The sequence below is a fragment of the Bradyrhizobium iriomotense genome, from assembly GCF_018130765.1.
Taxonomy (GTDB): Bacteria; Pseudomonadota; Alphaproteobacteria; order Rhizobiales; family Xanthobacteraceae; genus Bradyrhizobium; species Bradyrhizobium iriomotense_A.
Genome location: NZ_JAFCJZ010000010.1, coordinates 193287 through 216147 on the forward strand (window position 1 = coordinate 193287; position 22861 = coordinate 216147).

Sequence of the window (22861 nt, forward strand, 5' to 3'; positions counted from 1 at the left end):
AACCCGATCGTGGGCGGAAATCGCGTATCTTCAATCGTTTAAGGCGCGATTTCGCCGAAAGGCCGGCCTGAATGTCACAGTTGCGAGCACGGTCTGGATTCCCATCCGGGACCGTTCGTCCTTGTGGAACGAGGCGGCCCTATGTTAGCCAACCGCCGCGAAATTCAGCCCCAATCGGGTAAGGAGACACTTCTATGACCAACGGTAACGGCACCCCTCCCGAGGCGGCCCAGGCTCCCCAGCTCAACGTGCTGGCGCAATATACCAAGGACCTGTCGTTCGAAAATCCGAACGCGCCGAGCTCGCTCCAGCAGCAGGGCCAGCCGCCCCAGATCAATATCCAGATCAATGTCGGCGCCAATAACCTCAGCGAGCAGGAGTTCGAGGTGACGCTGTCGGTCGAAGGCAAGGCCGAGACCGCGGGCAAGGTGATGTTCTCGTTCGAGCTCGCCTATGCCGGCGTGTTCCGGATCGTCAACGTGCCGAAGGAGAACCTGCACCCGCTGGTCATGATCGAATGCCCGCGCCTCTTGTTCCCGTTCGCCCGTGAGATCATCGCAACCGCGGTGCGCGACGGCGGGTTCCCGCCGCTGATGCTGGACCCGGTCGATTTCGTCGGTCTCTATCGCCAGAACATGGAACGGCAGATGGCCGCCCAGGGTGGCCAGACCGGCCAAGCCTAACCTGCAGGCCTGACCTGCGAGCTTAACCAGCCGGATCGGCGGTCGCTGGAGCGGGCAAAAACTCGTTCCAGATCGCCTTTTCGCCCATCGTTGCGATGAAGGCCCGATGGGCCTCCCGCTCGGCATCCGAAACCCGCGGCGCGAGCGGCACCGACCGCTGCCGCCGCGGCGCATCGCCGGCGGAATTGACGCGAATCTCTTCCCGCTCCGAAGCCAGCAGCAACTGCGACTGCCGCGCCCCCACCAGATCGACATAGACTTCCGCAAGCAGTTCGGCGTCGAGCAGCGCGCCGTGCTTGGTGCGGTGTGAATTGTCGATCGAATAGCGCGAGCAGAGATCGTCGAGCCGGTTCGACACGCCGGGATGCTTGCGGCGCGCCAGCAGCAGCGTGTCGACCAGCCGCTCGCGCGGGACCGCGGCACGCTTGATCCGGTCGAGCTCGGCATTGATGAAGCTGATGTCGAACGAGGCGTTGTGGATCACCAGCGGCGCATCGCCGATGAACTCCAGAAACGCATCGACGACCTCGTGGAACAGCGGCTTCGTCGACAGGAATTCGGCCGACAGCCCGTGCACGGCGAATGCTTCCGCCGGCATGTCCCTCTCGGGATTGATATAGACGTGATACGTCTGTCCCGTCGGCATGCGATTGAAGATCTCGACACAGCCGATTTCGACCAGGCGATCGCCGCGCAGCGGATCGAGGCCGGTGGTTTCGGTGTCGAGGACGATTTCGCGCATGATCGGGAGGCCGTGTGAGCGCGGCGAATCAGGCTCGCCGCTGCGGCATCTTAACGACCTCGGCCAGGATGTGCTTGATTTGGGCGCGCACCGGTTCAAGTCCGTGTGAGGTATCCACCACGAAATCGGCCCGCTTGCGCTTCTCGGCATCGGGCGTCTGCTTGGCAATCATGGCATCGAGCTTGGCCTCGTCCATCGTGCCGCGCGCCAACACCCGCTCGCGCTGGAGTTCCGGCGAGGTCGACACCACGACCACCGCGTCGACCCGCTTCTCGCCGCCGGTCTCGAACAGCAGCGGGATGTCCAGCACCACGACCGGCACCTTGGCGGCCTCGGCATCGGCAAAGAACTTCTTCCGGGAGGCGCCGAGCATCGGATGGACGATCTGCTCGAGCTGCTTGATCGCGGCGGGATCATGCACCACTCGCGCCGACAGTTTGGGACGATCGACCTTGCCGTTGACGGTGGTGCCGGGGAAGGCGGCCTCGATCGCCGGCGCGGCCTCGCCCTCATAGAGCTGATGCACGGCCGCATCGGCGTCGTAGACGGGCACGCCCGCCTCCGCGAACAACTTTGCGGTGGTGGATTTGCCCATCCCGATCGAGCCGGTCAGTCCCAGGATCCGCATCAGCGCTCAGCCATCTCTGTCAGTTACACGGCAATTAGCTGTTCGCTCCGCAGGAACGCAAGCAGCGGCAGCAGCGGCAGGCCGAGAATGGTGAAATGGTCGCCCTCGATGCGCTCGAACAGATGGATGCCGAGACCCTCGAGCTGATAGGCGCCGACGCTCCTGGTCACAGCATCGCCGGCGGCGTCGAGATAGGCTGAAAGCTCGGCTTCGCTCATCTGCCGCATGGTCATGCGCGCCACCGAAACATCCTCGAAAACAATCTTGCCGTCCCGCGCCATGGCCACGGCGGAATTCAGCTCGTGGCTGTTGCCGGCGAGGTCACGCAATTGCGCCAGCGCCTGTGGGCGGCCGGCGGGCTTGTTGAAGAGACGGCTTCCAAGCGCCAGCGTCTGGTCGGCGCCGATCACATAGCTTCCGGGACGACCGGAAGAGACGGCCTTCGCCTTTTCGCGGGCCAGGAGCAGAGCGATCTCACGGGGATTGCTGAGCTTGGAGCTCGCCTGGATGTCGCGCTCGTCGATATCAGCCGTGACGGCCTCGAATTCGAGCCCGGCATTGGCCAGCAGCATTTTCCGCGCGCTGCTTTGCGAAGCCAGGATCAGCGGAGATGTGCCGCGCCACAGACCCATCGCGACAACTATTCCGAGGGCCGGTTGCGCTGGCGATCGCTGTAGAGCTTCATGATCGCCGCCGCAGTTTCCTCGATCGAGCGCCGCGTGACGTCCAGCAGCGGCCAGTCGTGCTTGGCACTGAGCTTGCGGGCGAACGCGACCTCCTCGGTGACCGACTGCTTGTCGGTATAGGTATCGCTGCCGGATTCGGCGCCCATGGACAGCAGGCGGTTCTGACGGATCTGGATCAGCCGTTCCGGCGTCGCATGCAAGCTCACCACCAGCGGCCGCGTCAGCGTCTCCAGTTGCGACGGCACGGGAATGCCGGGCACCAGCGGCACGTTCGCGGTGCGGATGCCGCGATTGGCGAGATAGATCGATGTCGGCGTCTTCGAGGTGCGGGACACGCCGACCAGAACCACGTCGGCCTCGTCGAGACCTTCGACATGCTGACCGTCGTCATGGATCATTGTGTAGTTCAAGGCATCGATGCGCTTGAAATATTCCGCATTGAGCACGTGCTGGGCGCCGACGCGACCCGTGGTCGCAGCTCCCAGATAGGCTTCGAACAGCTGCATCACCGGCCCGATGATCGAGAGGCTCGGAACATTGATCTGCTTGCACTTGTCCTCGAGCCTGGCGACCAGGTCCTTCTCGAGCAGCGTGAACAGCACGATCCCCGGCGCTTCCTCGATCTCGTCGAGCACCCGGTCGAGCTGCTTCTGGCTCCGCACCAGCGGATAGACATGCTCGACCGGCGTCACGTTCGCATATTGCGCGGCGACGGCGCGCGCGACGGTGATCAGCGTCTCTCCGGTGGAGTCGGAGACCAGGTGAAGATGGAAATAATTGTTCGAGGTCGGCACAAAAACTCTTGGGATGAGGGCGGGGTGGTTTGTGGATTTCTGTGGAGCTTAACCGCTCGGAAAGGGATGTGCGACACCAGGGACGGGACAAGTGCCAATTTTCTTCACACCACTGCCCGTCAGAACAAGTCCGGCGCCTCTCGATGCGGGAAGCGGGATTGCGCGGACAACCCCCTTGATAAGCTGCCGACAGGCGCAAGCAAGCCTTTGAGTCCGGACGACTTATCGGAACAGGCTGGACCCGCGCAGGATATGTTGATGGATGTGAACAAGCGTGCGCGAACTCGCGGATGGAATTGCGTGAGTCCAATCCACGGTCACATAGACTCAAACCTTTAAGAATCTAAGATTCTAGATTTGAGGAAGGCGCTACGGACGGATATGTGTGCAGGTAAGACCTTAACGAGTTCTTACTATCCCCAGCTCCCGTCGCTCGGCAGCAATCCGGACCGCAAAAATGTTCGAAGACGTCTATCTCTGGATCAAGGCGCTGCATGTGATCGCCGTCATCTCCTGGATGGCGGGCATGCTCTATCTGCCGCGGCTGTTCGTCTATCACTGCGAAGCCGAGGTCGGCTCGAAGCAGTCGGAGACGTTCAAGGTCATGGAACGCCGATTGCTCAAGGCAATCATCAACCCCGCCATGATCGTGACCTGGCTCGCCGGGCTCTTCCTCGCCTGGTCCGGCCATTGGTTCACTTTTGGCTGGCTGCACGTAAAACTGGCACTGGTCCTGGCACTGTCGGCGGTCCACGGCTTTTTTTCCCGCTGGCTGAAGGATTTTGCCGCTGACCGGCGGCCGCGGAGTCAGAAATTCTATCGGATTATCAATGAGGTGCCGACCGTCCTGATGATTTTTATCGTCATCATGGTGATCGTGAAGCCGTTCTAGGCAGGCCTCAGATCGAATCGCTCAGCGCTTCGGCTTGCGGAGAAGGAAGCGATTTTCTATATTATCGATATCCCACCCAACGCAGGCGGATGTGGTCGTGTCTGAGCTTTCCAGAGGCCGGACACCGCATCAGGTTTGAAGCCTCACCGGCACTCTCCTTGCCAGACCTGCGGACCTTATCTTCTCACGTCCGCATTTCAGAGCCTCCTCGCACCCCTTCCAAGGTTACCCCACAGGACCACCCCAATGCGGGAAATTAAACTCCAGGACCTCAAGTCGAAAACCCCGGCCGAGCTCGTCTCGTTCGCGGAAGAGAATGGGGTCGAGAATGCCAGCACCATGCGCAAGCAGGAGCTGCTGTTCGCCATCCTCAAGCAGCTTTCGCTGGCCGAAACGGACATCGTCGGCGAAGGCGTCGTCGAGGTGCTCTCCGACGGCTTCGGCTTTCTCCGCTCGCCCGATGCCAATTATCTGCCGGGCCCTGATGACATCTACGTTTCGCCCTCGCAGATCCGCCGTTTTGGCCTCCGCACCGGTGACACCATCGAAGGCCACATCCGCAGCCCGAAAGAGGGCGAGCGCTACTTTGCGCTGCTGAAAGTCAACACGCTCAATTTCGAGGATCCGGAAAAGGCCAAGCACAAGGTCAATTTCGACAATCTCACACCGCTTTTTCCGAACCAGCGTTTCCGCATGGAAATCGATGATCCCACACGGAAAGACTTGTCTGCACGCGTGATCGACATCGTCGCCCCGATCGGCAAGGGCCAGCGCGCGCTGATCGTGGCGCCGCCGCGCACCGGTAAAACCGTGCTGATGCAGAACATCGCGCACTCGATCACCGCAAATCACCCGGATTGCTATCTGATCGTGCTGCTGATCGACGAGCGTCCGGAAGAAGTCACGGACATGCAGCGCTCGGTGAAGGGCGAGGTCGTGTCCTCGACCTTCGACGAGCCGGCGGTGCGTCACGTCCAGGTCGCCGAGATGGTGATCGAGAAGGCCAAGCGTCTGGTCGAGCATGGCCGCGATGTCGTGATCCTGCTCGATTCGATCACGCGACTTGGCCGCGCCTACAACACCGTCGTGCCGTCATCCGGCAAGGTGCTGACCGGCGGTGTCGACGCCAATGCGCTGCAGCGCCCGAAGCGCTTCTTCGGTGCCGCCCGCAACATCGAGGAGGGCGGCTCGCTGACCATCATCGCGACCGCGCTGGTCGATACCGGCAGCCGCATGGACGAAGTCATCTTTGAAGAGTTCAAGGGCACCGGTAACTCGGAACTGATCCTCGACCGCAAGGTCTCGGACAAGCGCACCTTCCCGGCGATCGACATCTCGCGCTCCGGCACCCGCAAGGAGGAGCTCATCACCGATCCGCAGGTGCTCAAGAAGATGTACGTGCTCCGCCGCATCCTCAATCCGATGGGTACGATGGATGCGATCGACTTCCTGCTCGACAAGCTGCGCTCGACCAAGAGCAATTCGGAGTTCTTCGACTCCATGAACACCTGAGTGCGGGGCAGCAAAGGATCAAGGGGCGCCTTCGGGCGCCCTTTTTGTTGCGGCTTTGCTGCAGCGAAGTGCAGCATGAATGGCAGCCGGCCACCGAGTTCGGGACGTATTTTAATCTGTTGATATATCAAAATAATACTTGAATTTCCGCCGCCTATCCGCCGCGCGAGCGCGCATTTTTGCAGCAAAAATGCTGCGGGACTAATGCCGCGGGACTATTGCACTGCATCATAAATGATTGCGAGATCTGGTGCGGCAAAATCCGGTGCTGGCCGGCTAAAAACGGATGTTTGCCTTTTCACTGGCAGCCGCACAAATAGGCCATGCATCCAAGAGACCAGACCATCTTTGCGCTGTCATCCGGCCGGGCGCCGAGTGCGATCGCCGTGGTGCGCGTCTCTGGTTCGCAAGCCGGCCTGGTGCTGACGACGCTCGCGGGCCGGCTGCCGGCGCCGCGACAGGCGAGCCGCCGGCTGCTCCGGGATGGGGCCGGCCAGCCGATCGACGATGGGGTCGTGCTCTGGTTTCCAGGGCCGGCCAGCGCGACCGGCGAGGACATCGCCGAATTTCACGTCCATGGGGGCCGCGCGGTGCTGGCGGCGCTGCTCGCCGCTATTTCAGATATTCCGAATACGCGCGCGGCGGAGCCCGGCGAGTTCACCCGGCGCAGCTTTGAGAACGGCAAGCTCGACCTGACCGAGGCCGAGGGCCTCGACGATCTCATCCACGCCGACACTGACCGCCAGCGTCGTCAGGCGCTGCGCCAGTTGCAGGGCCTGCTCGGTGATCGCGCGCGCGACTGGCGCGAGCGCATCATCGAGGCCTCGGCGTTGATCGAAGCCGGCATCGATTTTTCCGATGAAGGCGATGTGCCGGCGGAGCTGAGGGCGCCGGCAGTGAAAGCGATCAAGGCGCTGCACGACGAAATCACAAAAGTGCTTGCGGCACAGGGACATTCTGAACGCCTGCGCGACGGCCTCGTGGTTGCGATCGCAGGCGAGCCGAATGTCGGCAAGTCGACGCTGATGAATCAGCTCGCGCGCCGCGAGGTCGCGATCGTCTCGCCGCATGCCGGCACCACGCGCGACGTGATCGAGGTGCAGCTCGATCTCGACGGTTATCCCGTCACTGTCATCGACACCGCCGGCATTCGCGAGACGGATGACCCGGTCGAGCAGGAAGGCGTGCGCCGGGCGCGGGCGCGTGCCGAGGATGCCGATCTCGTGCTGTGGCTGGTGGAGGGTGGGGGTACCGTCGATCCGGACGCAAGACCGCCGTTGTGGACCTCCGGGGACGGAGGCGATCGGTCCGGGTCGGTCTGGATCGTGCGCAACAAGATCGACCTTGGCGGGGCCGGGGATGCCTGGCCGGCAGGCGAGTTCGGGATCTCGGCCAGCCGGGGCGACGGGATTCCAGAGCTGGTCGATGCCCTCGTGACATTCGCCGCCAATTTCTTCGGGACCACCGAGGGCGCATTGGTGACCCGGGCCCGCCAACGCGACCTGTTGCGCCAGGCGTCAGACAGCTTGCGCCGGAGCCTGGAGCTTGTAGAAGACGGCGAAGAGCTCGCGGCCGAAGAGCTGCGTGCCGCCGCTTATGCCCTGGGCCGGTTGTTGGGCCGGGTGGACGTCGAGGACGTCCTTGGGGCCATCTTCCAGAAATTCTGCATCGGAAAGTAGCGCTAGTTCTTCATTGTAGAACTAGCGCTTGTTCCATTCCTTGCGTTTCACGTGAAACGTCCGCGGGCGCCTCAAGCTCCGTAGCCCGAATGGAGCGCAGCGCAATCCGGGGCAGCTCGCCCGGCCGGAACACCAGTCCCGGATTGCGCTACGCTCCATCCGGGCTACAGCCTTCCGCAATAGACGGGCACCGGTTCCCCCTGTTTCACGTGAAACAGCAGCGCGCTTGCTCAGCCCAGCATCAGAGGTTCGTTAGCGGGATCTAATGTCCCATGAGCAGTGAGGGTTGAGGGCCGGCGGCCGCGCCTCAATCTCGTCATTGCGAGGAGCCCTGCGACGAAGCAATCCAGACTGTTTCCGCAGCGGCAGACTGGATTGCTTCGCTGCGCTCGCAACGAGGGGAGGTAGCTTGTTCCCACTCCGGAAGGAGCATCCTTTCCTGCTTCCTGTTTCACGTGAAACAGCAGTGCCCTCAACGCGCCTCCTACTGTGCATGGGGTTGTTTTCGCCAAAATGCCTTCATCCCTTTGGTAGTCCTGTTTCACGTGAAACACCGCCCCACCCAGTTTCCACTTCCGGCTTTTTCCGCTCTGAGCTAGAAGTCCGCCCATGCGAACAGAGCGAGAGAGTTTCGACGTCATCGTGATTGGCGGCGGTCACGCCGGCTGTGAAGCTGCGGCTGCCGCTGCCCGGATGGGTGCTGCGACCGCTCTGGTGACGCACCGTTTCTCCACGGTCGGCGCGATGTCCTGCAATCCCGCCATTGGCGGTTTGGGGAAGGGTCATCTGGTCCGCGAAGTCGATGCGCTCGACGGTCTGATGGGTCGGGTCGGCGATGCCGGCGGCATCCAGTTTCGCGTCCTCAATCGCCGGAAGGGGCCTGCTGTGCGCGGTCCCCGGGCCCAGGCCGACCGGAAACTCTATGCGGCGGCCATGCAGGCCGCGATCCGGGAGACCGAAGGTCTGTCCGTCATCGAGGGCGAAGCCGACGAGCTGATCGTGGTCGAGGGTCGGGTGACCGGACTACGCCTGGCCGATGGCCGGGAGCTTCGGGCAGGGGCCGTCGTCGTCACCACCGGGACCTTCCTGCGTGGCCTGATCCATCTCGGAGAGAAGAATTGGCCCGCCGGCCGTGTCGGCGAGGCGCCTGCGATGGGCCTTTCCAGCTCCTTCGAGCGTGCCGGATTCACCCTCGGAAGGCTCAAGACCGGGACGCCGCCGCGTCTCGACGGCACCACGATCGACTGGTCAGCGGTCGAAATGCAGCCAGGCGACGAGCCGCCGGAGCCTTTCTCGGTCATGACCGAGCGGATCACGACCTCACAGATCCAGTGCGGCATCACCCGGACCACGCCCGCGACCCATGAAGTGATCCGGGCGAACGTCCACCGCTCTCCGATGTACTCCGGTCAGATCAAGAGCTCCGGCCCCCGCTATTGCCCCTCGATCGAGGACAAGATCGTCCGCTTCGGCGACCGCGATGGCCACCAGATCTTCCTGGAGCCGGAGGGGCTGGACGACAGCACCGTCTATCCCAACGGCATCTCGACCTCGCTGCCGGAGGAGGTTCAGCTCGCGATCCTCGCCAGCATTCCTGGCCTCGAGCGGGTGAAGATGGTCCGGCCGGGCTATGCTATCGAATACGATCACATCGATCCCCGCGAACTCGATCCGACCCTGCAGACCAAGCGTCTGCGCGGCCTGTTCCTGGCCGGGCAGATCAACGGCACCACCGGATATGAAGAAGCCGCCGGGCAGGGCATCGTGGCCGGCCTGAACGCCGCGCTCTCCGCCAGCGGCGCCGCGCTGACGGTGTTCGACCGTGCAGACGGCTATCTCGGCGTGATGATCGACGACCTCGTCACCCGCGGGATCAGCGAGCCCTATCGGATGTTCACCTCCCGGGCCGAGTATCGGCTGACCCTGCGGGCCGACAATGCCGATCAGCGTCTGACCGAGAAAGGCATCGCGCTCGGATGCGTCGGCAGTGCCCGGATCCGGCATCACCGCGCCAAGATGGACGCCCTGAACGCCGCCCGGATGCTGTCGAAGTCGCTGACGATTACCCCGAACGAGGCGATCAAGCACGGGCTGTCCCTGAACCGGGACGGGCAGCGGCGTTCGGCCTTCGAGCTGATGGCCTATCCGGAGATCGGCTGGAGCCAGGTCCGCGCGATCTGGCCGGAGCTATCCAGCATCGATCCCGTCATCGCCACCCATCTCGAGATCGACGCCAAATACGATGTCTATCTGGAGCGCCAGAGCGCCGACGTTGAAGCCTTCAGGCGGGACGAGGGGATGGTGCTGTCGGAGGTGGACTACCAGCTGGTCCCCGGTCTCTCGAACGAGGTCCGCGCCAAGCTGGAGAAGGCACGGCCCTTCACCGTCGGCCAGGCCGGCCGCATCGATGGCATGACGCCGGCAGCGCTCGGCATTCTCGCGGCCTATCTCCGCCGTGAGGCACGGAAGACTTCCAAGGCAATCGCATAGGCGTTTCACGTGAAACAGCGCGGACCGGGCGGGGACAGGCCGCTATCCCGACGACCCGGAGCAGGTGAGGGCGCGGGCCGTCGATCTGAATCGACGCCGGCCAAACCGCGGATCGATAAGGCCAGCGCCAACGATCAATCGCTCGGCGCCGTCATCGCCGCCGACAAACGCGCGGCGCTGAAGCTCGCTTCCGTTTCACATGAAACAGAAGCCCGGCTCGATCGCTACATCGCGCTGCTCCGGGAGTGGCAGGCCAAGACCAATCTCGTCGCGCCCTCGACCCTGCCAAACCTCTGGACCCGGCACATCGCCGATTCGCTCCAGCTCGTAGATCTCGCGCCGACCGCAAAGCGCTGGGCTGACCTCGGCAGCGGCGGCGGCTTCCCCGGCGTCGTGCTCGCCTGCGCCATGGCGGAGACGCCGGGCGCCAGCGTCCATCTCGTCGAGCGAATCGCCAAGAAGGCCGCGTTCCTGCGCGAAGCGATTCGCGTCACTGCGTCTCCGGGAGTCGTACATCTCGCTGAGATCGGGGATAATGTGGATAGAATCACCGGCCCCGTCGATTGCGTCACCGCGCGTGCGCTGGCTCCGCTACATCAACTCATCGGCTTTGCGGAGCCGCTGATGCGCCGGGGCGCAAAGGCGTTATTTCCTAAGGGTCAAGATGTAGAGGCTGAATTGACCGAAGCCGCTAAATATTGGAATATTCAGCCTCAGCTCCACCAAAGCCGCACCGGCGACGGTTGGATCGTGGAGCTGAGTGCCGCCGAACGGCGCAGCTGAGGCGTTCAGGGGGAGTGGGGAATTTCGATGAGCGTGACTGACGAGCCGCAAGATCAAACCGCCCAGGAACAAGCAGCTGAAGTGCCGCAAGGCCACCCGCGCATCCTCGCGTTGGCGAATCAGAAGGGTGGCGTGGGAAAAACAACCACAGCGATCAACCTCGGCACGGCGCTCGCTGCGATCGGCGAGCGCGTCCTGATCGTCGATCTCGATCCGCAGGGCAACGCCTCGACCGGCCTCGGCATCGATCGCCGCAACCGCTCCTGCTCGACCTATGACGTGCTGGTCGGTGAAGCGGCCTTGCGCGAGGCGGTGGTCTCGACCGCGGTGCCGCGCCTGCACATCGCGCCCTCGACCATGGATCTCTCCGGCCTCGAGCTCGAGCTCGGCACCACGCCCGGTCGCGCCTTCAAGTTGCGCGACGCGATCGGCGCACTCAACAACAACGTCTCGCCGGATGCCGACTACACCTATGTGCTGATCGACTGCCCGCCCTCGCTCAACCTGCTCACGGTGAACGCGATGGCCGCCTCCGATGCGATCCTTGTGCCGCTGCAATGCGAGTTCTTCGCGCTCGAAGGACTGTCGCAATTGCTGCAGACGGTGGAGCAGGTGCGCTCGACGCTCAATCCGAACCTGTCGATCCACGGCATCGTGCTGACCATGTTCGACTCGCGCAACAACCTGTCGAACCAGGTCGTCGCCGACGTCCGTCAGTTCATGGGCGAGAAGGTCTACAAGACCATGATCCCGCGCAACGTGCGCATCTCGGAAGCGCCGTCCTACGGCAAGCCGGTGCTGGTCTACGATCTCAAATGCGTCGGCAGCGAAGCTTATCTGCGGCTCGCCACCGAAGTGATCCAGCGCGAGCGCGAGCTGCGCACGACGCATTGACGCGACGTTGTCCGTAGGATGGGTAGAGCGCAGCGAAACCCATCATCACGCGCACGAACAGCGATGGGTTTCGCTTCGCTCTACCCATCCTACGAGTTTCGATAATTCAGTTCTGGAGTGCTGCACCGTGAATCCAAGGGAGCTGGCGATGGCCGACGAAGCGCGTTCGCGACTGGGCCGGGGCCTTGCAAGTCTGATCGGTGACGTCGGCGGCGAGGCCCAGCACGTCGATCGTCCGCGCGCGCAGCGCAAGGTGCCGATCGAATTCATCAAGGCCAATCCGCGCAATCCGCGCCGTACGTTTTCTGACACCGAGCTCAAGGAGCTCTCCGACTCCATCAAGCAGCACGGCGTGATCCAGCCGATCGTGGTGCGTCCGGTGAAGGGCGCGCAGGATCGCTACGAGATCATCGCCGGCGAACGCCGCTGGCGCGCCTCGCAGATGGCCGGCCTGCACGAAGTGCCGATCGTCCCGGTCGACATCAGCGACAGCGACGCGCTGGAGTTCGCGATCGTCGAGAACGTGCAGCGCGAGGACCTCAACCCGATGGAAGAGGCGCAGGGCTATCACGCGCTCGCCAACGAGTTCAAACGCAGCCAGGACGACATCGCAAGGGTCGTCGGCAAGAGCCGCAGCCACGTCGCCAACATGATGCGGCTGACCAAGCTGCCGGCCGAGGTGCAGGCCTTCATCGCCACCGGCGAGCTGACGGCGGGTCACGCCCGCGCGCTGATCGGTGTGCCCGATCCGCTCGCCGCCGCCAAGCGCATCGTCGAGGAAGGCCTCAACGTCCGCCAGGCCGAGGCGCTCGCGCATGAAGAGGGCGTGCCGGAGCGCAAGCCGCAGAAGGCGCGCAGCAGCGGTGGCAAGGAAAAGGACCCAGACACGATCGATCTGGAGAAGCGCGTCAGCGACGCGCTCGGCCTCAAGGTCACCGTCAATCACCGCGACCCCGGCGGCTCCGTGCAGATCAACTACCGCAACCTCGATCAGCTCGACGAGGTGATGAAGCGGCTGGCCAAGGGCGCGCTGTAACTCTCCCGGTGTCGTCCTGGCGAAAGCCAGGACCCATACCGCGTGATCTCTCAATCGCGGAAGGTAGCAGTACCGAACCGCGAGTCTTCGCCAAACCTCTCCCTGGGGTAATGGGTCCTGGCTTTCGCCAGGACGAAATTGGGGAGATATTGGCGCGCAACTACATCAACATCGTCATTGCGAGCGTAGCGAAGCAATCCAGAATCTTTCTGCGGAGGGACTCTGGATTGCTTCGCTGCGCTCGCAATGACGAGTGGAGAGAGTTACGCCCACAATGACGCGGAGAGAGCCGCACCTATCCCCGCCGCTTCGCATTCGCGGCAATCGCCATCAGTGTGCGCTGGGCGATGGCGGCGGCGAGCGTCGATTGCTTGCGGGTGTCGAGCGCGGCGGTCGCCAGCTGCTCGATGATGGCGGCGAGCCGCGCCACGCTGAAATTGCGCAGTGCAGTTTCGACCATCGGCTTTCGTGAAAAATGCAGGCGCGGAAAGCCGCCGTCGAGCACGGCGGAGGCAGGCTGGCCGTCGGCGATCGCAAGCGCGGATTTGTGCAGCCATGCGGCCTGGCGCTGTGCGGCCGAGATGATCACGCCGGGATAGGTGCCCGCGATCATGGCTTTTGCAAATTCGGTCTCGACAATGTCGGGCCGGCCGGCGAAGGCGCCGTCGACGATCGGATCGAGCTTCAGCTCCGAGGCATCGGCGACCACGGCCATCACATCATCCAGCGTGATCTCGCCTTTGCCATGTGCGTACAGCGTGAGCTTGCGCAGCTCGTTGCGCGAGGCCTGGCGGTCGCCGCCGAGGAACGACATCAGCGCGGCGCGGGCATCCTGTGCGATGCGCAGGTTCGCGATGCGGAGCTCGTCCTCCATCAGCTTGGCGAGGTCGCGCTCGGTGTCGGGATAGCAGCCGATCGCCACCGCCGTCTTGGCCTTCTCGCAGGCCTTGCGCAGCGGCGATTCCGGGCGCAACTCGCCGGCCTCGATCACGATGCGGCAATCCTTCACGCTCATCTCGGCCAGCGTATCGACGCCGCTGGCAAAGCTGCGCGAGCCCGCGCGAATGCGGATGGCGCGGCGGCCGCCGAACAGCGGCACCGTCATGGCTTCATCGACCAGGCGCGACGGTTCGGCGGAGAGCTCGTCACCGTCGAGCCTCACCATTGCAAACGGATCATTGGGGTCGTCGACGGCAGATGCGATCAGTGCATCGGCGCGTTCGCGCACAAGGCCGGCGTCGGGACCGTAGAGCAGGATGATCGGACGGCCCGCATCGGGGCGGGCGAGGAAGGCGTCGATCTCTTTTCCGCGCAGCGCGACCATGTTGCCTGATACCCGTCATTCCGGGGCGCCTCGTCAGAGGCGAACACGGAATCCGGCGGTTGGGGATCGAGATTCCGGGTTCATGCTTCGCATGCCCCGGAATGACGGAATTGCATCAGGTGCCCGCGGTGAAGAACGCGGCGAGCCTTGTATTGATGTTCTCGGCGATCTCGTTGGCGGCACGATCCTCGGCATCGCGAACGGCACGATTGCGCGAGAAGCGCTGGTAGGAGCCGGGCATGTCGTAGGACACGCGCGAGAACGTGGTGCCGGTCATGACCGACTTGCCGCTGACGACCTCAATCAGGTTGTACTGGCAGTCGATGCCGTAATTCTCGGTGTTCGGCAGACCCGTGTTGGGATCGACGATCAGGGATGAGCGGCTTGAGGTGAAGCGGATGTCCAGGCGGTGGGTCGGCGGCATACCCGTCGCCGAGCCGTAAAGCTTGAAGGCCAGGGCATTGCGGACCTCGACGCCGACACGGGCCTCGCGGGAGGCGTTGGGCTTGTTGATGGGCGGCAGCTCGACCCCCATCAGCTTCTCGCGCAAGCCGGGGGTACCGTCGCCGCGGTCGGCATACATCGGCTGGAAGCAGCCAGCCGTCAGCGCCGCCAGCGCGGCGACTGCCAGCAGGCGGGCTGCGATGCGGATCCTAGCCGACAACATTCACGATCCTCTTGGGAACGATAATCACCTTGCGGACGGGCTTGCCGTCCAGGGCCAGCTTTACCGCATCGAGGGCCAAAACGGCAGCCTCGATTTCCGGATTCTGGGCCGCTGTTGCAACTGTGACCTCACCCCGCTTCTTGCCGTTGACCTGGACCACCAAGGTCACGCTGTCTTCAACCAGCAAATCGCGTTCGATTTGGGGCCAATTGGCCTCCGAAACCAGCCCGGAGTGGCCCAGCACCTGCCAGCACTCCTCGGCCAAATGCGGCATCATCGGGGAGAACAGCTGGACCAGGATCTGGCTGGCCTCCCGGATCGCCCAAGCCAAGTCGGGGGCCGGCTGGCCGGGGCGCTGGAGCACTTCCGAGAACGCATTCGTGAATTCGCGGATATGGGCGAGGCAGACGTTGAAGTGCAGCCGCTCGACGCCGGCGGTCACCTTGTCCAGCGCGCCGTGGGCGGCCTTGCGCAAGAGGAGCGCATCCTCGCTGAACGAAGCCGGTCGCGCCGCGGGCGCAGCCTTGCCGAGTTCCACAGCGTCGTTCACTAGCCGCCACAGCCGCTGCACGAAGCGCGAGGCGCCCTGAACGCGCTCGTCGCTCCAGATCACGTCGCGGTCGGGCGGGGAGTCCGACAGCATGAACCAGCGGGCGACGTCGGCGCCGTAGGTCGCGATGATGTCGTCGGGGTCGACCGTGTTCTTCTTCGACTTCGACATCTTCTCGATCGGACCGATCGCGACGTCCTCGCCGGTGCTGAGCAGCGTCGCGCGCCGCCCGTTGCCACCGACCTCGATCTTCACCTCGGCCGGTTGCACCCAGGTGCCGTCGGCCTTCTGGTAGGTCTCGTGCACTACCATGCCCTGCGTGAACATGCCGGCGAAAGGCTCGTCCAGCGCGATATGCCCGGTGGCCTTCATGGCGCGGGTGAAGAAGCGGCTGTAGAGCAGATGCAGGATCGCGTGCTCGACGCCGCCGATATACTGGTCGACCGGCAGCATGCGGTTGGCGACGGCGGGCGTCGTCGGCGCGGTCTCGTTCCAGGGGTCAGTGAAGCGCGCAAAATACCAGGACGAATCCACGAAGGTGTCCATGGTGTCGGTTTCGCGCTGGGCCTTGCCACCGCATTTGGGGCAGGTGACGTGCTTCCAGGTCGGGTGATGGTCGAGCGCGTTGCCCGGCTTGTCGAAGCTCACATCCTCCGGCAGCACCACCGGCAGGTCGGCATCCGGCACCGGCACCACATCGCACTTCGGGCAATGAATGACCGGGATCGGGCAGCCCCAATAACGCTGGCGCGAAATGCCCCAGTCGCGCAGACGGAAATTGACCTGCCGCTCGCCGACCGGCGCGTTGCCGCGCAGCTCGGCCTCCAGACGCTTTGCGACCTCGTCCTTGGCCTGCTCGATGGTCATGCCGTCGAGGAAGCGCGAATTGATCATGCGGCCGTCACCGTCATAGGCGGTGTCGGTGATGACGAACGATTTCGGATCCTGGCCCTCGGGACAGACGACCGGCGTATTGCCGAGGGCGTACTTGTTGACGAAGTCGAGGTCGCGCTGGTCGTGCGCGGGGCAGCCGAAGATCGCGCCGGTGCCGTATTCCATCAGCACGAAATTGGCGACATAGACCGGCAGCTTCCAGCTCGGGTCGAACGGATGCACCGCGCGGATGCCGGTGTCGAAACCCTGCTTCTCCGCGGTGTCGATGATCTCCTGGGCGGTGCCGATCTTCTTGATGTCGGCGATGAACTGGGCAAGCTTCGGGTTCTTGGCGGCAGCGGCCTGCGCCAGCGGATGATCCGCCGAGATCGCCATGAATTTTGCGCCGAACAGCGTGTCCGGGCGCGTCGTGAAAATCTTCAGCTCGCTTTCGCCGGCGGGCGTCGTCGCCGCATCCAGCGCGAAGCGGATCAACAGGCCCTCGGAGCGGCCGATCCAGTTGCGCTGCATCAGCCTGACCTTGTCGGGCCAGCGGTCGAGCCCGTCCAGCGCCGACAGCAGCTCCTGCGAGTACTTCGTGATCTTGAAGACCCACTGGCTCATCTCGCGCTGTTCGACAATCGCACCCGAGCGCCAGCCGCGGCCGTCGATCACCTGCTCGTTGGCGAGCACGGTCATGTCGACCGGATCCCAGTTGAGCTTGCGCTTCTCGCGCTCGGCGAGGCCGGCGGCGAGCATGTCCAGAAACATCTTCTGCTGATGCTTGTAGTAGCTGGGGTCGCAGGTCGCGAATTCGCGGGACCAGTCCAGCGACAGCCCGATCGAGCGGAGCTGTTTCTTCATCGCGGCGATGTTGTCGTAGGTCCAGGCCTTGGGCGCGACCTTGCGCTCGATGGCGGCGTTCTCGGCCGGCAGGCCGAACGCGTCCCAGCCCATCGGATGCAGAACATTGAACCCCTTGGCGCGCATGAAGCGGGCCAGCACGTCGCCGAGCGTGTAATTCCGGACATGGCCGATATGGATGCGCCCGGACGGGTAGGGGAACATCTCGAGCACATAGTATTTCGGCCGCGGATCGTCGTTCTTGGAGACGAAGATCGCCTGCTGGTCCCAGGCAGCTTGCCAGCGCGGTTCGGAATCGCGGGCGTTGTAGCGTTCGGAGGTCATGGAATCGTTGGTTTTTCTTGGGTTCGGCCGTCTAAAGACGGCGGACTAGGCCATAGAAGCCCTCGGGGGGTCAATGGGTTGCCGCATCCCGGGAACCTCCACCCCTGCTCCGCATAACTACCGAGGGCGCTGTTGGGGTGTGATTAAGGGGTCGATGCGAGGTTGCGGCTGGCCAGGGACCCCAAAATACTTGCGATGGACGCCAGCTTCGACGATCCCGACTACGATTACGCCGCGTCCATCGCCGGGCGGGCGATGCGGAGCATGGCCGAGCAGCGGATTGCGCCGACGCCGGTCAATTTCGCCGTCTGGTACCAGTATTTTGCAGGCAGCCACGACGATTTGCGCAACGCCGTCGATCTCCTGATCGACCACAATCGTCCGTTCGACGCCCGGACCAATCAGAACCTGTTCGAGACCTATGTCGCGCCACAGGTGAGTGCCGTCGTCGCCGACACCTCCGAGCGGCTGCAGACCCTGATGGGTGCGGCTAAGGAGTTTCTGGCAACCGCGATCGCCGATAACCATTCGCAGATGCAGGCGATCAGCGAGGTCGCCGACCAGGGCAAGTCCGGCGTCGACCCGAAGGCGCTGGTCGCCCAGCTCATGAACGAGCTAGCCCGCGCGGCCACAAGGGCGACGCGTCTGGAGGCGGGCTTTGCCGAAAAGGCCCGCGAGCTCGACGTGATCCGCGACTCGCTGTCCAAGTCAGAGGAGCGCGCGCGGACCGACACGCTGACGGGCCTCGCCAACCGGCGGGCGCTGGACGAATTCCTGCGCAAGGCGCAAGTCACGGCGGATTGGGGCGAGCCGCTCAGCGTGCTGTTGCTCGACATCGACCACTTCAAGACCATCAACGATAGCTTCGGCCATGGCGTCGGCGACCAGGTGCTGCGCCTGATGGCGAAGGTGTTGCGCGAAAAAGTTCGCGCGCAGGATCTGCCGGCGCGCTATGGCGGCGAGGAGCTGATCGCCGTGCTGCCGGGCGCCGATCTTGCGACCTGTGCCGAGATCGCCGAGCACATCAGGCGCGCGATCGCCGAATGCACCATCACTCGCCGCTCGACCGGCGAGACCTTGCCCCCGATCAGCGTCTCGATCGGCGTGGCGCAGTATCGTTCCAGTGAAGCCATCGTCGATTTCATCGAGCGCTGCGACCGCGCGCTCTACCTCGCCAAGGGCGGCGGCCGCAATCGCGTGGTGACCGAGATCGAGCTCGACCGCGTCGGCGCTGCAGGTTAGCGTTTTCGAGCGAAGTGGGCACCGGTTCGCGTAAAGAAAACGCGTCAAAACAAGAATCTAAGCGCTCGCCGCCATCATCATGGCAGTCGCGCCGGTCTCGATCGCCTGCACGCCGTGCTCGACGACGTTGTTGCGGCCGCGATGTTTTGCGGCGTAGAGCGCTGCGTCGGCGGCTTCGATGAGGTCGCCGGGACGCAAGGCCTCGTTGGGCTTCGTCGCGGCAACGCCGATCGAGACGGTGACGATCATGTGGGCGGAGGTGATGTGCGGCAGGCACAGCTTCAGCACCGCCGCGCGCACCAGCTCGCCGATCTCGACGGCGCGCATCACATCGGTGTTCGGCAGCAGCAGGCAGAACTCCTCGCCGCCATAGCGCGCGGCAAAGCCCATCGTGTCGGCGGCAATGCCCGAGAGCGACTCGCCGAGCCGCGTCAGGCAGGAATCGCCTTCGAGATGGCCGTAGGTGTCGTTGAACAGCTTGAAATGGTCGACGTCGATCATCAGCAGCGCGAGATCGCTGCCATATTGCTGCGCGCGCATCCATTCGAAGTCGAGCCGGCTCTGGAAGCCGCGGCGGTTGGCGAGGCCCGACAGCATGTCGATCGAGGCCATCACGGTCAGGCGGTCGTTGCTCGCGATCAGCTCGCGCTCGCGCTGGCTGAGTTGCGCGGCCATCGCGTTGAAGGCGCGTGCCAGCGGCACGAACTCGGCCGGCAGGCGATTGCGCGCGGCGCGCGCGGAGAGATCACCCTCACCGAGGCGCTTGGCCATGTCGGCAAGCATCTCGATCGGCTTGATCACCAGTTTCTCGGCGGCGATCAGCGCACCGAGCAGGACGAACACGACGACGAAAGCGAGCTGGAGATAGGCGGTGCGGATGTCGCGGCTCACCGCCGCGGACACCTTGTCCTCGTCGATGCTGGCGATCAGGCGGGCATTGGTGCCGGCGATGCGGATGTAGCTGACCGCGCGGCGGGAGCCGTCGGCGGCGAGGAAAGAGAGCGAGCCTTCGTCCTGGTTCGAACGAAGCGCCCTGTCGGCGATCGCGGACATCAGCGGCATGTTGTCGAGCGGACGGCCGATCGCGGTGTGCTGGTCGGCCGGCGCAGCCAGCACCGTGCCGGCGCTGTCGACCAGCACGGCCGTGATGCCGGCGCGGCCGCCGAGATTGTTCATGACCTTCGACATCCAGTCGAGGTTGACGGTGGCGAGCACGACGGCATCGGCGACGCCGCTGAACGCGGACACCGGATAGACGGCCATGACGGTCGGCGACGGCACCGGCCGCGACAGGATGAAATCGCTCAGCACGAAACGGCCGGTTTCTTGCGCCTGCTGGAAATAGGGCCGGTCACTGAGATCGAGGCCGACATACATGTTGTTGGTGGCGCACTGGATGCGTCCGTCCTGGCCCGCGATCAGCAGCGTGCGGATCCAGGGAAGGTTCGAGGGCAGGCTCGCGCGCAGCACGTCGCAGCTCTTGCTGATGCCGCCGGCGGAGGCGCGGATGAAGGCTTCCGATTTCAGGATGGTCTCGACCGACGAGATCACCTCGCGCTGTGCATCGGCGCTGTGCCGTGCGACGGTGGTGAACTCGGCCGCGGCCTGCGCGATCTGCCGCGTGCGCGCATCCTCGAGCGAACGAATGCGCTCGAGCATCAAGGGCGCAACCAGAATGACGGCGAGCAACGCAAGGCGCGCCCGGATTCCGAGAACCCGCTTGAGTTTCGCTCGTTTGCGGTTGAAACTGACGTTTGCCATCTTCGCTGCCCACCCCGCGGGCTAAGGTAAAGCGAAGGGTTCAAAAACTCTTTCTTGAACTCGGTAAAATTGGACTTACCTCCCGTACGATCACGGCCAATCCAACGTCATGACAGAAAAAAACGTCGCGCCGCTAACCGGCGATTCACCAAACGCACTCGCTTCGGTCGAGGCCGAAATTGCACGCGCCTGCAAGGATGCGCGGCGCGATCGCGCCTCCGTCACGCTGATCGCGGTGTCCAAGACTTTCGCCGCGGATGCAATTACCCCGGTTATCGCCGCCGGACAGCGCGTATTCGGCGAGAATCGGGTGCAGGAGGCCAAAGGCAAGTGGCCGGCGTTAACGTCTGTTTACCCCGATATCGCGCTGCACCTGATCGGGCCGCTGCAGTCCAACAAGGCGAAAGAGGCGGTCGCGCTGTTCGACGCCATCCATTCGGTTGACCGTCCGAGCATTTGCCAGGCGTTAGCCAAGGAAATCGAATCCCAGAAGAAGCACCCGCTTCTGTTCGTCCAGATCAACACCGGCGAGGAGCCGCAGAAGGCCGGCGTCGCGCCCGGCGAGGCCGATGCCTTCCTCGCAAGCTGCCGCGACACCTATGGGCTGACGATCTCAGGACTGATGTGCATCCCGCCGGTGGACGAGCCGCCGGCCGCGCATTTCGCGCTGACTGCCAAGATCGCGGCTCGCAACGGCTTGAAGAATCTCTCGATGGGCATGAGCGCCGATTTCGCGACAGCCATCATGCTGGGTGCAACCCATGTGCGCGTGGGTAGCGCGATCTTCGGGCATCGGTGATACCTGTCGTCCCTGCGAACGCAGGGACCCATACCGCGTGATGTTTGATTGGTAAGCGGTCTTCGTACCGGCGAAAGTCAGGAAACTCCTGGTCTTCGCCAAACTTCTCCCTGGGGTTATGGGTCCCGGATCTGCGCTTCGCTTGTCCGGGACGACAGCGGTGTGTGCCGCGCCTATGCAAACCCCACCGACACCTTCCCCAGCACACCAAAATCCGCCGCGATATGATCGCCGGCCTGGATCGGCAGCGGCGGATGGCACGTGCCTGTGGTCACCACCTCCCCCGCCCGCAAGGTGATGTCGAGCCCGCGCAGCTCATTGGCGAGCCAGGTGAGCGCTACGCGGGGATCGCCGAGCACGTTCTTTCCATGGCCGACATAGCGCTTGCCGCGCAGCGTGATCTGCGGCCGTTCCTCGACGAGATCCATCGCGCGCCAATCCGCAGACGTTGCTGCGCCCAGCACGAACCGATGCGCGCAGGCATTGTCGGCGATGAGCTGCGCTTCGCCGGCGCTGGCGAAATCGGTAAAGCGCGAATCGGGAATCTCGATCGCGGGATGGAAGCTGCCGACGGCGGCCAGAACCTCGTCGACCGTGTACGGCGTCGCGCGCGGCGGCAGGTCGCGCCCCATGCGGAAGGCGAATTCGGGCTCGCCGACGCGCATTGCGTTGCCCTTCATCGACGCGGTGCCGCCGTCGGCGATCACGGTGTCGCTCATGATGCGACCGACCAGCGGTCCCGTGACATTGATGTGCTTCTGTCCTGATACGCTCGTGGCCGCGATCTTCCAGCCGAACAATTTTCCACGCGACAGCGTTTCGAGTCCGGCCTGAATGGCATAGCCCTCAGTGCGGCTCTGTGGCCGCAAGCGCGCCTCCAGCGCGTCGAGCTTGGTGCCGTCGCGCCAATGTTGAAAGAGGAGGCGCGACGCGGTGGCGATCTGATCCTTCTCGAGCATGTGCCCTCACCCGATGATGATTCTTGTTCTTGGTCCCAGCCGCCGCAGCAATTGCAGCATCGCCGCCTTGGTCATCGAGACGCAGCCCGCGGTCGGGCCAAAATTGTCGCGGGCCAGATGCAGGAACACCGCGCTGCCGCGGCCGGCGATGCGCGGGCGCGTGTTGTGGTCGATCTCGATGATGAAGTCATAGAGATGGTCGGCCCGCTTGAGCCGGTCACCGCCCTGCCCCTCGCCGAGCCGAATTCCCTGGTTGTAGTGACGATCCCTGGGATCCTCACACCAGGCGTCCTCGCCGGTGATGATCCGCGCCGGCAGGAAAGTCTGCGGGCGGCTGTGCCGGTCGCCGCGCCACCACAGGCGTTTGGGACGGAAGCTACCCCTTGGAGTACCGCCGTCGCCCTCGCGCTTGTTGGCGAGGATGCCGCCCCGCCCCAGCGCCACCGGAATCGTCAGCTGTCCGGCCGTCAGCCAGCCTCGCCGCGGATTCCCGGCCGCAGGCTTAACGCGGATCGCCGAGAGCGGTCCGGAGCTCCGATTTCGGGTGTAAGTCACTGAAGCGACGTTGTTTTTCATGTGAACGTGCAATGTGGAATTCATTACAGGACATTCATCAAGGCGCCCTGCTATTCTGGGTTAGAGTGGTTCTGCCTTGAGAATCGGTAACAGCCCACTACTT

The 22861-nt window shown here is 63.9% G+C and carries 20 protein-coding genes; 10 read left to right on the forward strand and 10 right to left on the reverse strand.

Annotation, left to right across the window (positions count from 1 at the left end; all coding sequences use genetic code 11):
• The first annotated feature begins 194 nt into the window (after positions 1–194).
• Positions 195–683, forward strand: coding sequence for a protein-export chaperone SecB (gene secB / locus JQ635_RS19105; protein ID WP_063685373.1), 489 nt, complete (start codon positions 195–197; stop codon positions 681–683).
• Positions 684–705: 22 nt separating this feature from the next.
• On the opposite strand, the gene dnaQ is transcribed toward secB, so the two are convergent.
• Genes dnaQ through JQ635_RS19125 form a run of 4 tightly spaced genes read right to left on the reverse strand, consistent with a single transcriptional unit; the run spans position 706 to position 3533 of the window.
• Positions 706–1425 (reverse strand): DNA polymerase III subunit epsilon, encoded by a 720-nt coding sequence (gene dnaQ / locus JQ635_RS19110; RefSeq protein ID WP_211411366.1) that lies wholly within the window; start codon positions 1423–1425, stop codon positions 706–708.
• Positions 1426–1453: 28 nt separating this feature from the next.
• Positions 1454–2053 (reverse strand): dephospho-CoA kinase, encoded by a 600-nt coding sequence (coaE, locus tag JQ635_RS19115; RefSeq protein WP_211411367.1) that lies wholly within the window; start codon positions 2051–2053, stop codon positions 1454–1456.
• 23 nt (positions 2054–2076) lie between these two features.
• Positions 2077–2685 (reverse strand): Maf family nucleotide pyrophosphatase, encoded by a 609-nt coding sequence (locus JQ635_RS19120; RefSeq protein ID WP_211411368.1) that lies wholly within the window; start codon positions 2683–2685, stop codon positions 2077–2079.
• 8 nt (positions 2686–2693) lie between these two features.
• Entirely contained in the window at positions 2694–3533 is an 840-nt protein-coding gene (locus tag JQ635_RS19125) for a pyruvate, water dikinase regulatory protein (protein WP_100233242.1), read from the reverse strand.
• 457 nt (positions 3534–3990) lie between these two features.
• On the opposite strand from JQ635_RS19125, the gene hemJ reads away from it, so the two are divergent.
• From hemJ to JQ635_RS19160, 7 genes are all read left to right on the forward strand, one after another.
• Positions 3991–4425: a protoporphyrinogen oxidase HemJ gene (gene hemJ / locus JQ635_RS19130; protein WP_211411369.1), complete on the forward strand. Its 435-nt coding sequence runs from the start codon at positions 3991–3993 to the stop codon at positions 4423–4425.
• Positions 4426–4671: 246 nt separating this feature from the next.
• The gene (gene rho, locus JQ635_RS19135) at positions 4672–5937 is read left to right on the forward strand and encodes a transcription termination factor Rho (RefSeq protein ID WP_128930505.1); all 1266 of its coding nucleotides are present in this window, start codon (positions 4672–4674) and stop codon (positions 5935–5937) included.
• Between the two features lie 323 nt (positions 5938–6260).
• Positions 6261–7616, forward strand: a complete 1356-nt coding sequence (gene mnmE, locus JQ635_RS19140) for a tRNA uridine-5-carboxymethylaminomethyl(34) synthesis GTPase MnmE (protein ID WP_211411370.1) — start codon at positions 6261–6263, stop codon at positions 7614–7616.
• A 609-nt stretch (positions 7617–8225) separates the two neighbouring features.
• Positions 8226–10106 (forward strand): tRNA uridine-5-carboxymethylaminomethyl(34) synthesis enzyme MnmG, encoded by a 1881-nt coding sequence (gene mnmG / locus JQ635_RS19145; protein WP_211411371.1) that lies wholly within the window; start codon positions 8226–8228, stop codon positions 10104–10106.
• 9 nt (positions 10107–10115) lie between these two features.
• The gene (rsmG, locus tag JQ635_RS19150; RefSeq protein ID WP_211411372.1) at positions 10116–10889 is read left to right on the forward strand and encodes a 16S rRNA (guanine(527)-N(7))-methyltransferase RsmG; all 774 of its coding nucleotides are present in this window, start codon (positions 10116–10118) and stop codon (positions 10887–10889) included.
• Between the two features lie 27 nt (positions 10890–10916).
• Positions 10917–11783 carry a ParA family protein gene (locus JQ635_RS19155; protein WP_211411373.1) on the forward strand — a complete coding sequence of 289 codons (867 nt, stop codon included), beginning with the start codon at positions 10917–10919 and terminating at the stop codon, positions 11781–11783.
• 148 nt (positions 11784–11931) lie between these two features.
• Positions 11932–12819 (forward strand): ParB/RepB/Spo0J family partition protein, encoded by an 888-nt coding sequence (locus tag JQ635_RS19160; protein ID WP_211405139.1) that lies wholly within the window; start codon positions 11932–11934, stop codon positions 12817–12819.
• Positions 12820–13114: 295 nt separating this feature from the next.
• Here the strand turns inward: JQ635_RS19160 and holA are convergent, their stop codons facing one another.
• From holA to leuS, 3 genes are all read right to left on the reverse strand, one after another.
• Positions 13115–14143 carry a DNA polymerase III subunit delta gene (holA, locus tag JQ635_RS19165; protein ID WP_211411374.1) on the reverse strand — a complete coding sequence of 343 codons (1029 nt, stop codon included), beginning with the start codon at positions 14141–14143 and terminating at the stop codon, positions 13115–13117.
• A gap of 115 nt (positions 14144–14258) precedes the next feature.
• A complete protein-coding gene (locus JQ635_RS19170) occupies positions 14259–14810 on the reverse strand; it encodes an LPS assembly lipoprotein LptE (RefSeq protein WP_211411375.1) in 552 nt (183 codons plus the stop codon).
• Positions 14797–17421 carry a leucine--tRNA ligase gene (gene leuS / locus JQ635_RS19175; RefSeq protein ID WP_211411376.1) on the reverse strand — a complete coding sequence of 875 codons (2625 nt, stop codon included), beginning with the start codon at positions 17419–17421 and terminating at the stop codon, positions 14797–14799. The genes JQ635_RS19170 and leuS overlap by 14 nt, the downstream gene beginning before the upstream one ends.
• 195 nt (positions 17422–17616) lie before the next feature.
• Between leuS and JQ635_RS19180 the strand changes: the two genes are divergently transcribed.
• On the forward strand, positions 17617–18663 hold the full coding sequence (locus tag JQ635_RS19180; protein ID WP_211411377.1) for a GGDEF domain-containing protein: 1047 nt from the start codon (positions 17617–17619) through the stop codon (positions 18661–18663).
• Between the two features lie 57 nt (positions 18664–18720).
• Here the strand turns inward: JQ635_RS19180 and JQ635_RS19185 are convergent, their stop codons facing one another.
• A complete protein-coding gene (locus JQ635_RS19185; RefSeq protein ID WP_211411378.1) occupies positions 18721–20424 on the reverse strand; it encodes a diguanylate cyclase domain-containing protein in 1704 nt (567 codons plus the stop codon).
• A 109-nt stretch (positions 20425–20533) separates the two neighbouring features.
• On the opposite strand from JQ635_RS19185, the gene JQ635_RS19190 reads away from it, so the two are divergent.
• Positions 20534–21223 carry a YggS family pyridoxal phosphate-dependent enzyme gene (locus tag JQ635_RS19190; RefSeq protein WP_211411379.1) on the forward strand — a complete coding sequence of 230 codons (690 nt, stop codon included), beginning with the start codon at positions 20534–20536 and terminating at the stop codon, positions 21221–21223.
• 173 nt (positions 21224–21396) lie between these two features.
• Here the strand turns inward: JQ635_RS19190 and JQ635_RS19195 are convergent, their stop codons facing one another.
• Both JQ635_RS19195 and JQ635_RS19200 read right to left on the reverse strand, forming a co-directional pair.
• A complete protein-coding gene (locus tag JQ635_RS19195; protein WP_211411380.1) occupies positions 21397–22182 on the reverse strand; it encodes a 2-keto-4-pentenoate hydratase in 786 nt (261 codons plus the stop codon).
• A 6-nt stretch (positions 22183–22188) separates the two neighbouring features.
• Positions 22189–22758, reverse strand: a complete 570-nt coding sequence (locus JQ635_RS19200) for a L,D-transpeptidase family protein (protein WP_211411381.1) — start codon at positions 22756–22758, stop codon at positions 22189–22191.
• Positions 22759–22861: the final 103 nt, after the last annotated feature.

Excerpts from the sequence above, each read along its gene's own strand:
- JQ635_RS19195 (WP_211411380.1), bottom strand. The coding sequence starts at position 22,182 with ATGCTCGAGAAGGATCAGATCGCCACCGCGTCGCGCCTCCTCTTTCAA.
- JQ635_RS19120 (WP_211411368.1), bottom strand. The coding sequence starts at position 2,685 with ATGGGTCTGTGGCGCGGCACATCTCCGCTGATCCTGGCTTCGCAAAGC.
- mnmG (WP_211411371.1), top strand. The coding sequence starts at position 8,226 with ATGCGAACAGAGCGAGAGAGTTTCGACGTCATCGTGATTGGCGGCGGT.
- JQ635_RS19155 (WP_211411373.1), top strand. The coding sequence starts at position 10,917 with ATGAGCGTGACTGACGAGCCGCAAGATCAAACCGCCCAGGAACAAGCA.
- JQ635_RS19200 (WP_211411381.1), bottom strand. The coding sequence starts at position 22,758 with ATGAAAAACAACGTCGCTTCAGTGACTTACACCCGAAATCGGAGCTCC.
- JQ635_RS19160 (WP_211405139.1), top strand. The coding sequence starts at position 11,932 with ATGGCCGACGAAGCGCGTTCGCGACTGGGCCGGGGCCTTGCAAGTCTG.
- JQ635_RS19180 (WP_211411377.1), top strand. The coding sequence starts at position 17,617 with ATGGACGCCAGCTTCGACGATCCCGACTACGATTACGCCGCGTCCATC.
- JQ635_RS19185 (WP_211411378.1), bottom strand. The coding sequence starts at position 20,424 with ATGGCAAACGTCAGTTTCAACCGCAAACGAGCGAAACTCAAGCGGGTT.
- dnaQ (WP_211411366.1), bottom strand. The coding sequence starts at position 1,425 with ATGCGCGAAATCGTCCTCGACACCGAAACCACCGGCCTCGATCCGCTG.
- holA (WP_211411374.1), bottom strand. The coding sequence starts at position 14,143 with ATGGTCGCGCTGCGCGGAAAAGAGATCGACGCCTTCCTCGCCCGCCCC.
- rho (WP_128930505.1), top strand. The coding sequence starts at position 4,672 with ATGCGGGAAATTAAACTCCAGGACCTCAAGTCGAAAACCCCGGCCGAG.
- JQ635_RS19170 (WP_211411375.1), bottom strand. The coding sequence starts at position 14,810 with ATGTTGTCGGCTAGGATCCGCATCGCAGCCCGCCTGCTGGCAGTCGCC.
- leuS (WP_211411376.1), bottom strand. The coding sequence starts at position 17,421 with ATGACCTCCGAACGCTACAACGCCCGCGATTCCGAACCGCGCTGGCAA.
- JQ635_RS19190 (WP_211411379.1), top strand. The coding sequence starts at position 20,534 with ATGACAGAAAAAAACGTCGCGCCGCTAACCGGCGATTCACCAAACGCA.
- secB (WP_063685373.1), top strand. The coding sequence starts at position 195 with ATGACCAACGGTAACGGCACCCCTCCCGAGGCGGCCCAGGCTCCCCAG.
- coaE (WP_211411367.1), bottom strand. The coding sequence starts at position 2,053 with ATGCGGATCCTGGGACTGACCGGCTCGATCGGGATGGGCAAATCCACC.
- mnmE (WP_211411370.1), top strand. The coding sequence starts at position 6,261 with ATGCATCCAAGAGACCAGACCATCTTTGCGCTGTCATCCGGCCGGGCG.
- hemJ (WP_211411369.1), top strand. The coding sequence starts at position 3,991 with ATGTTCGAAGACGTCTATCTCTGGATCAAGGCGCTGCATGTGATCGCC.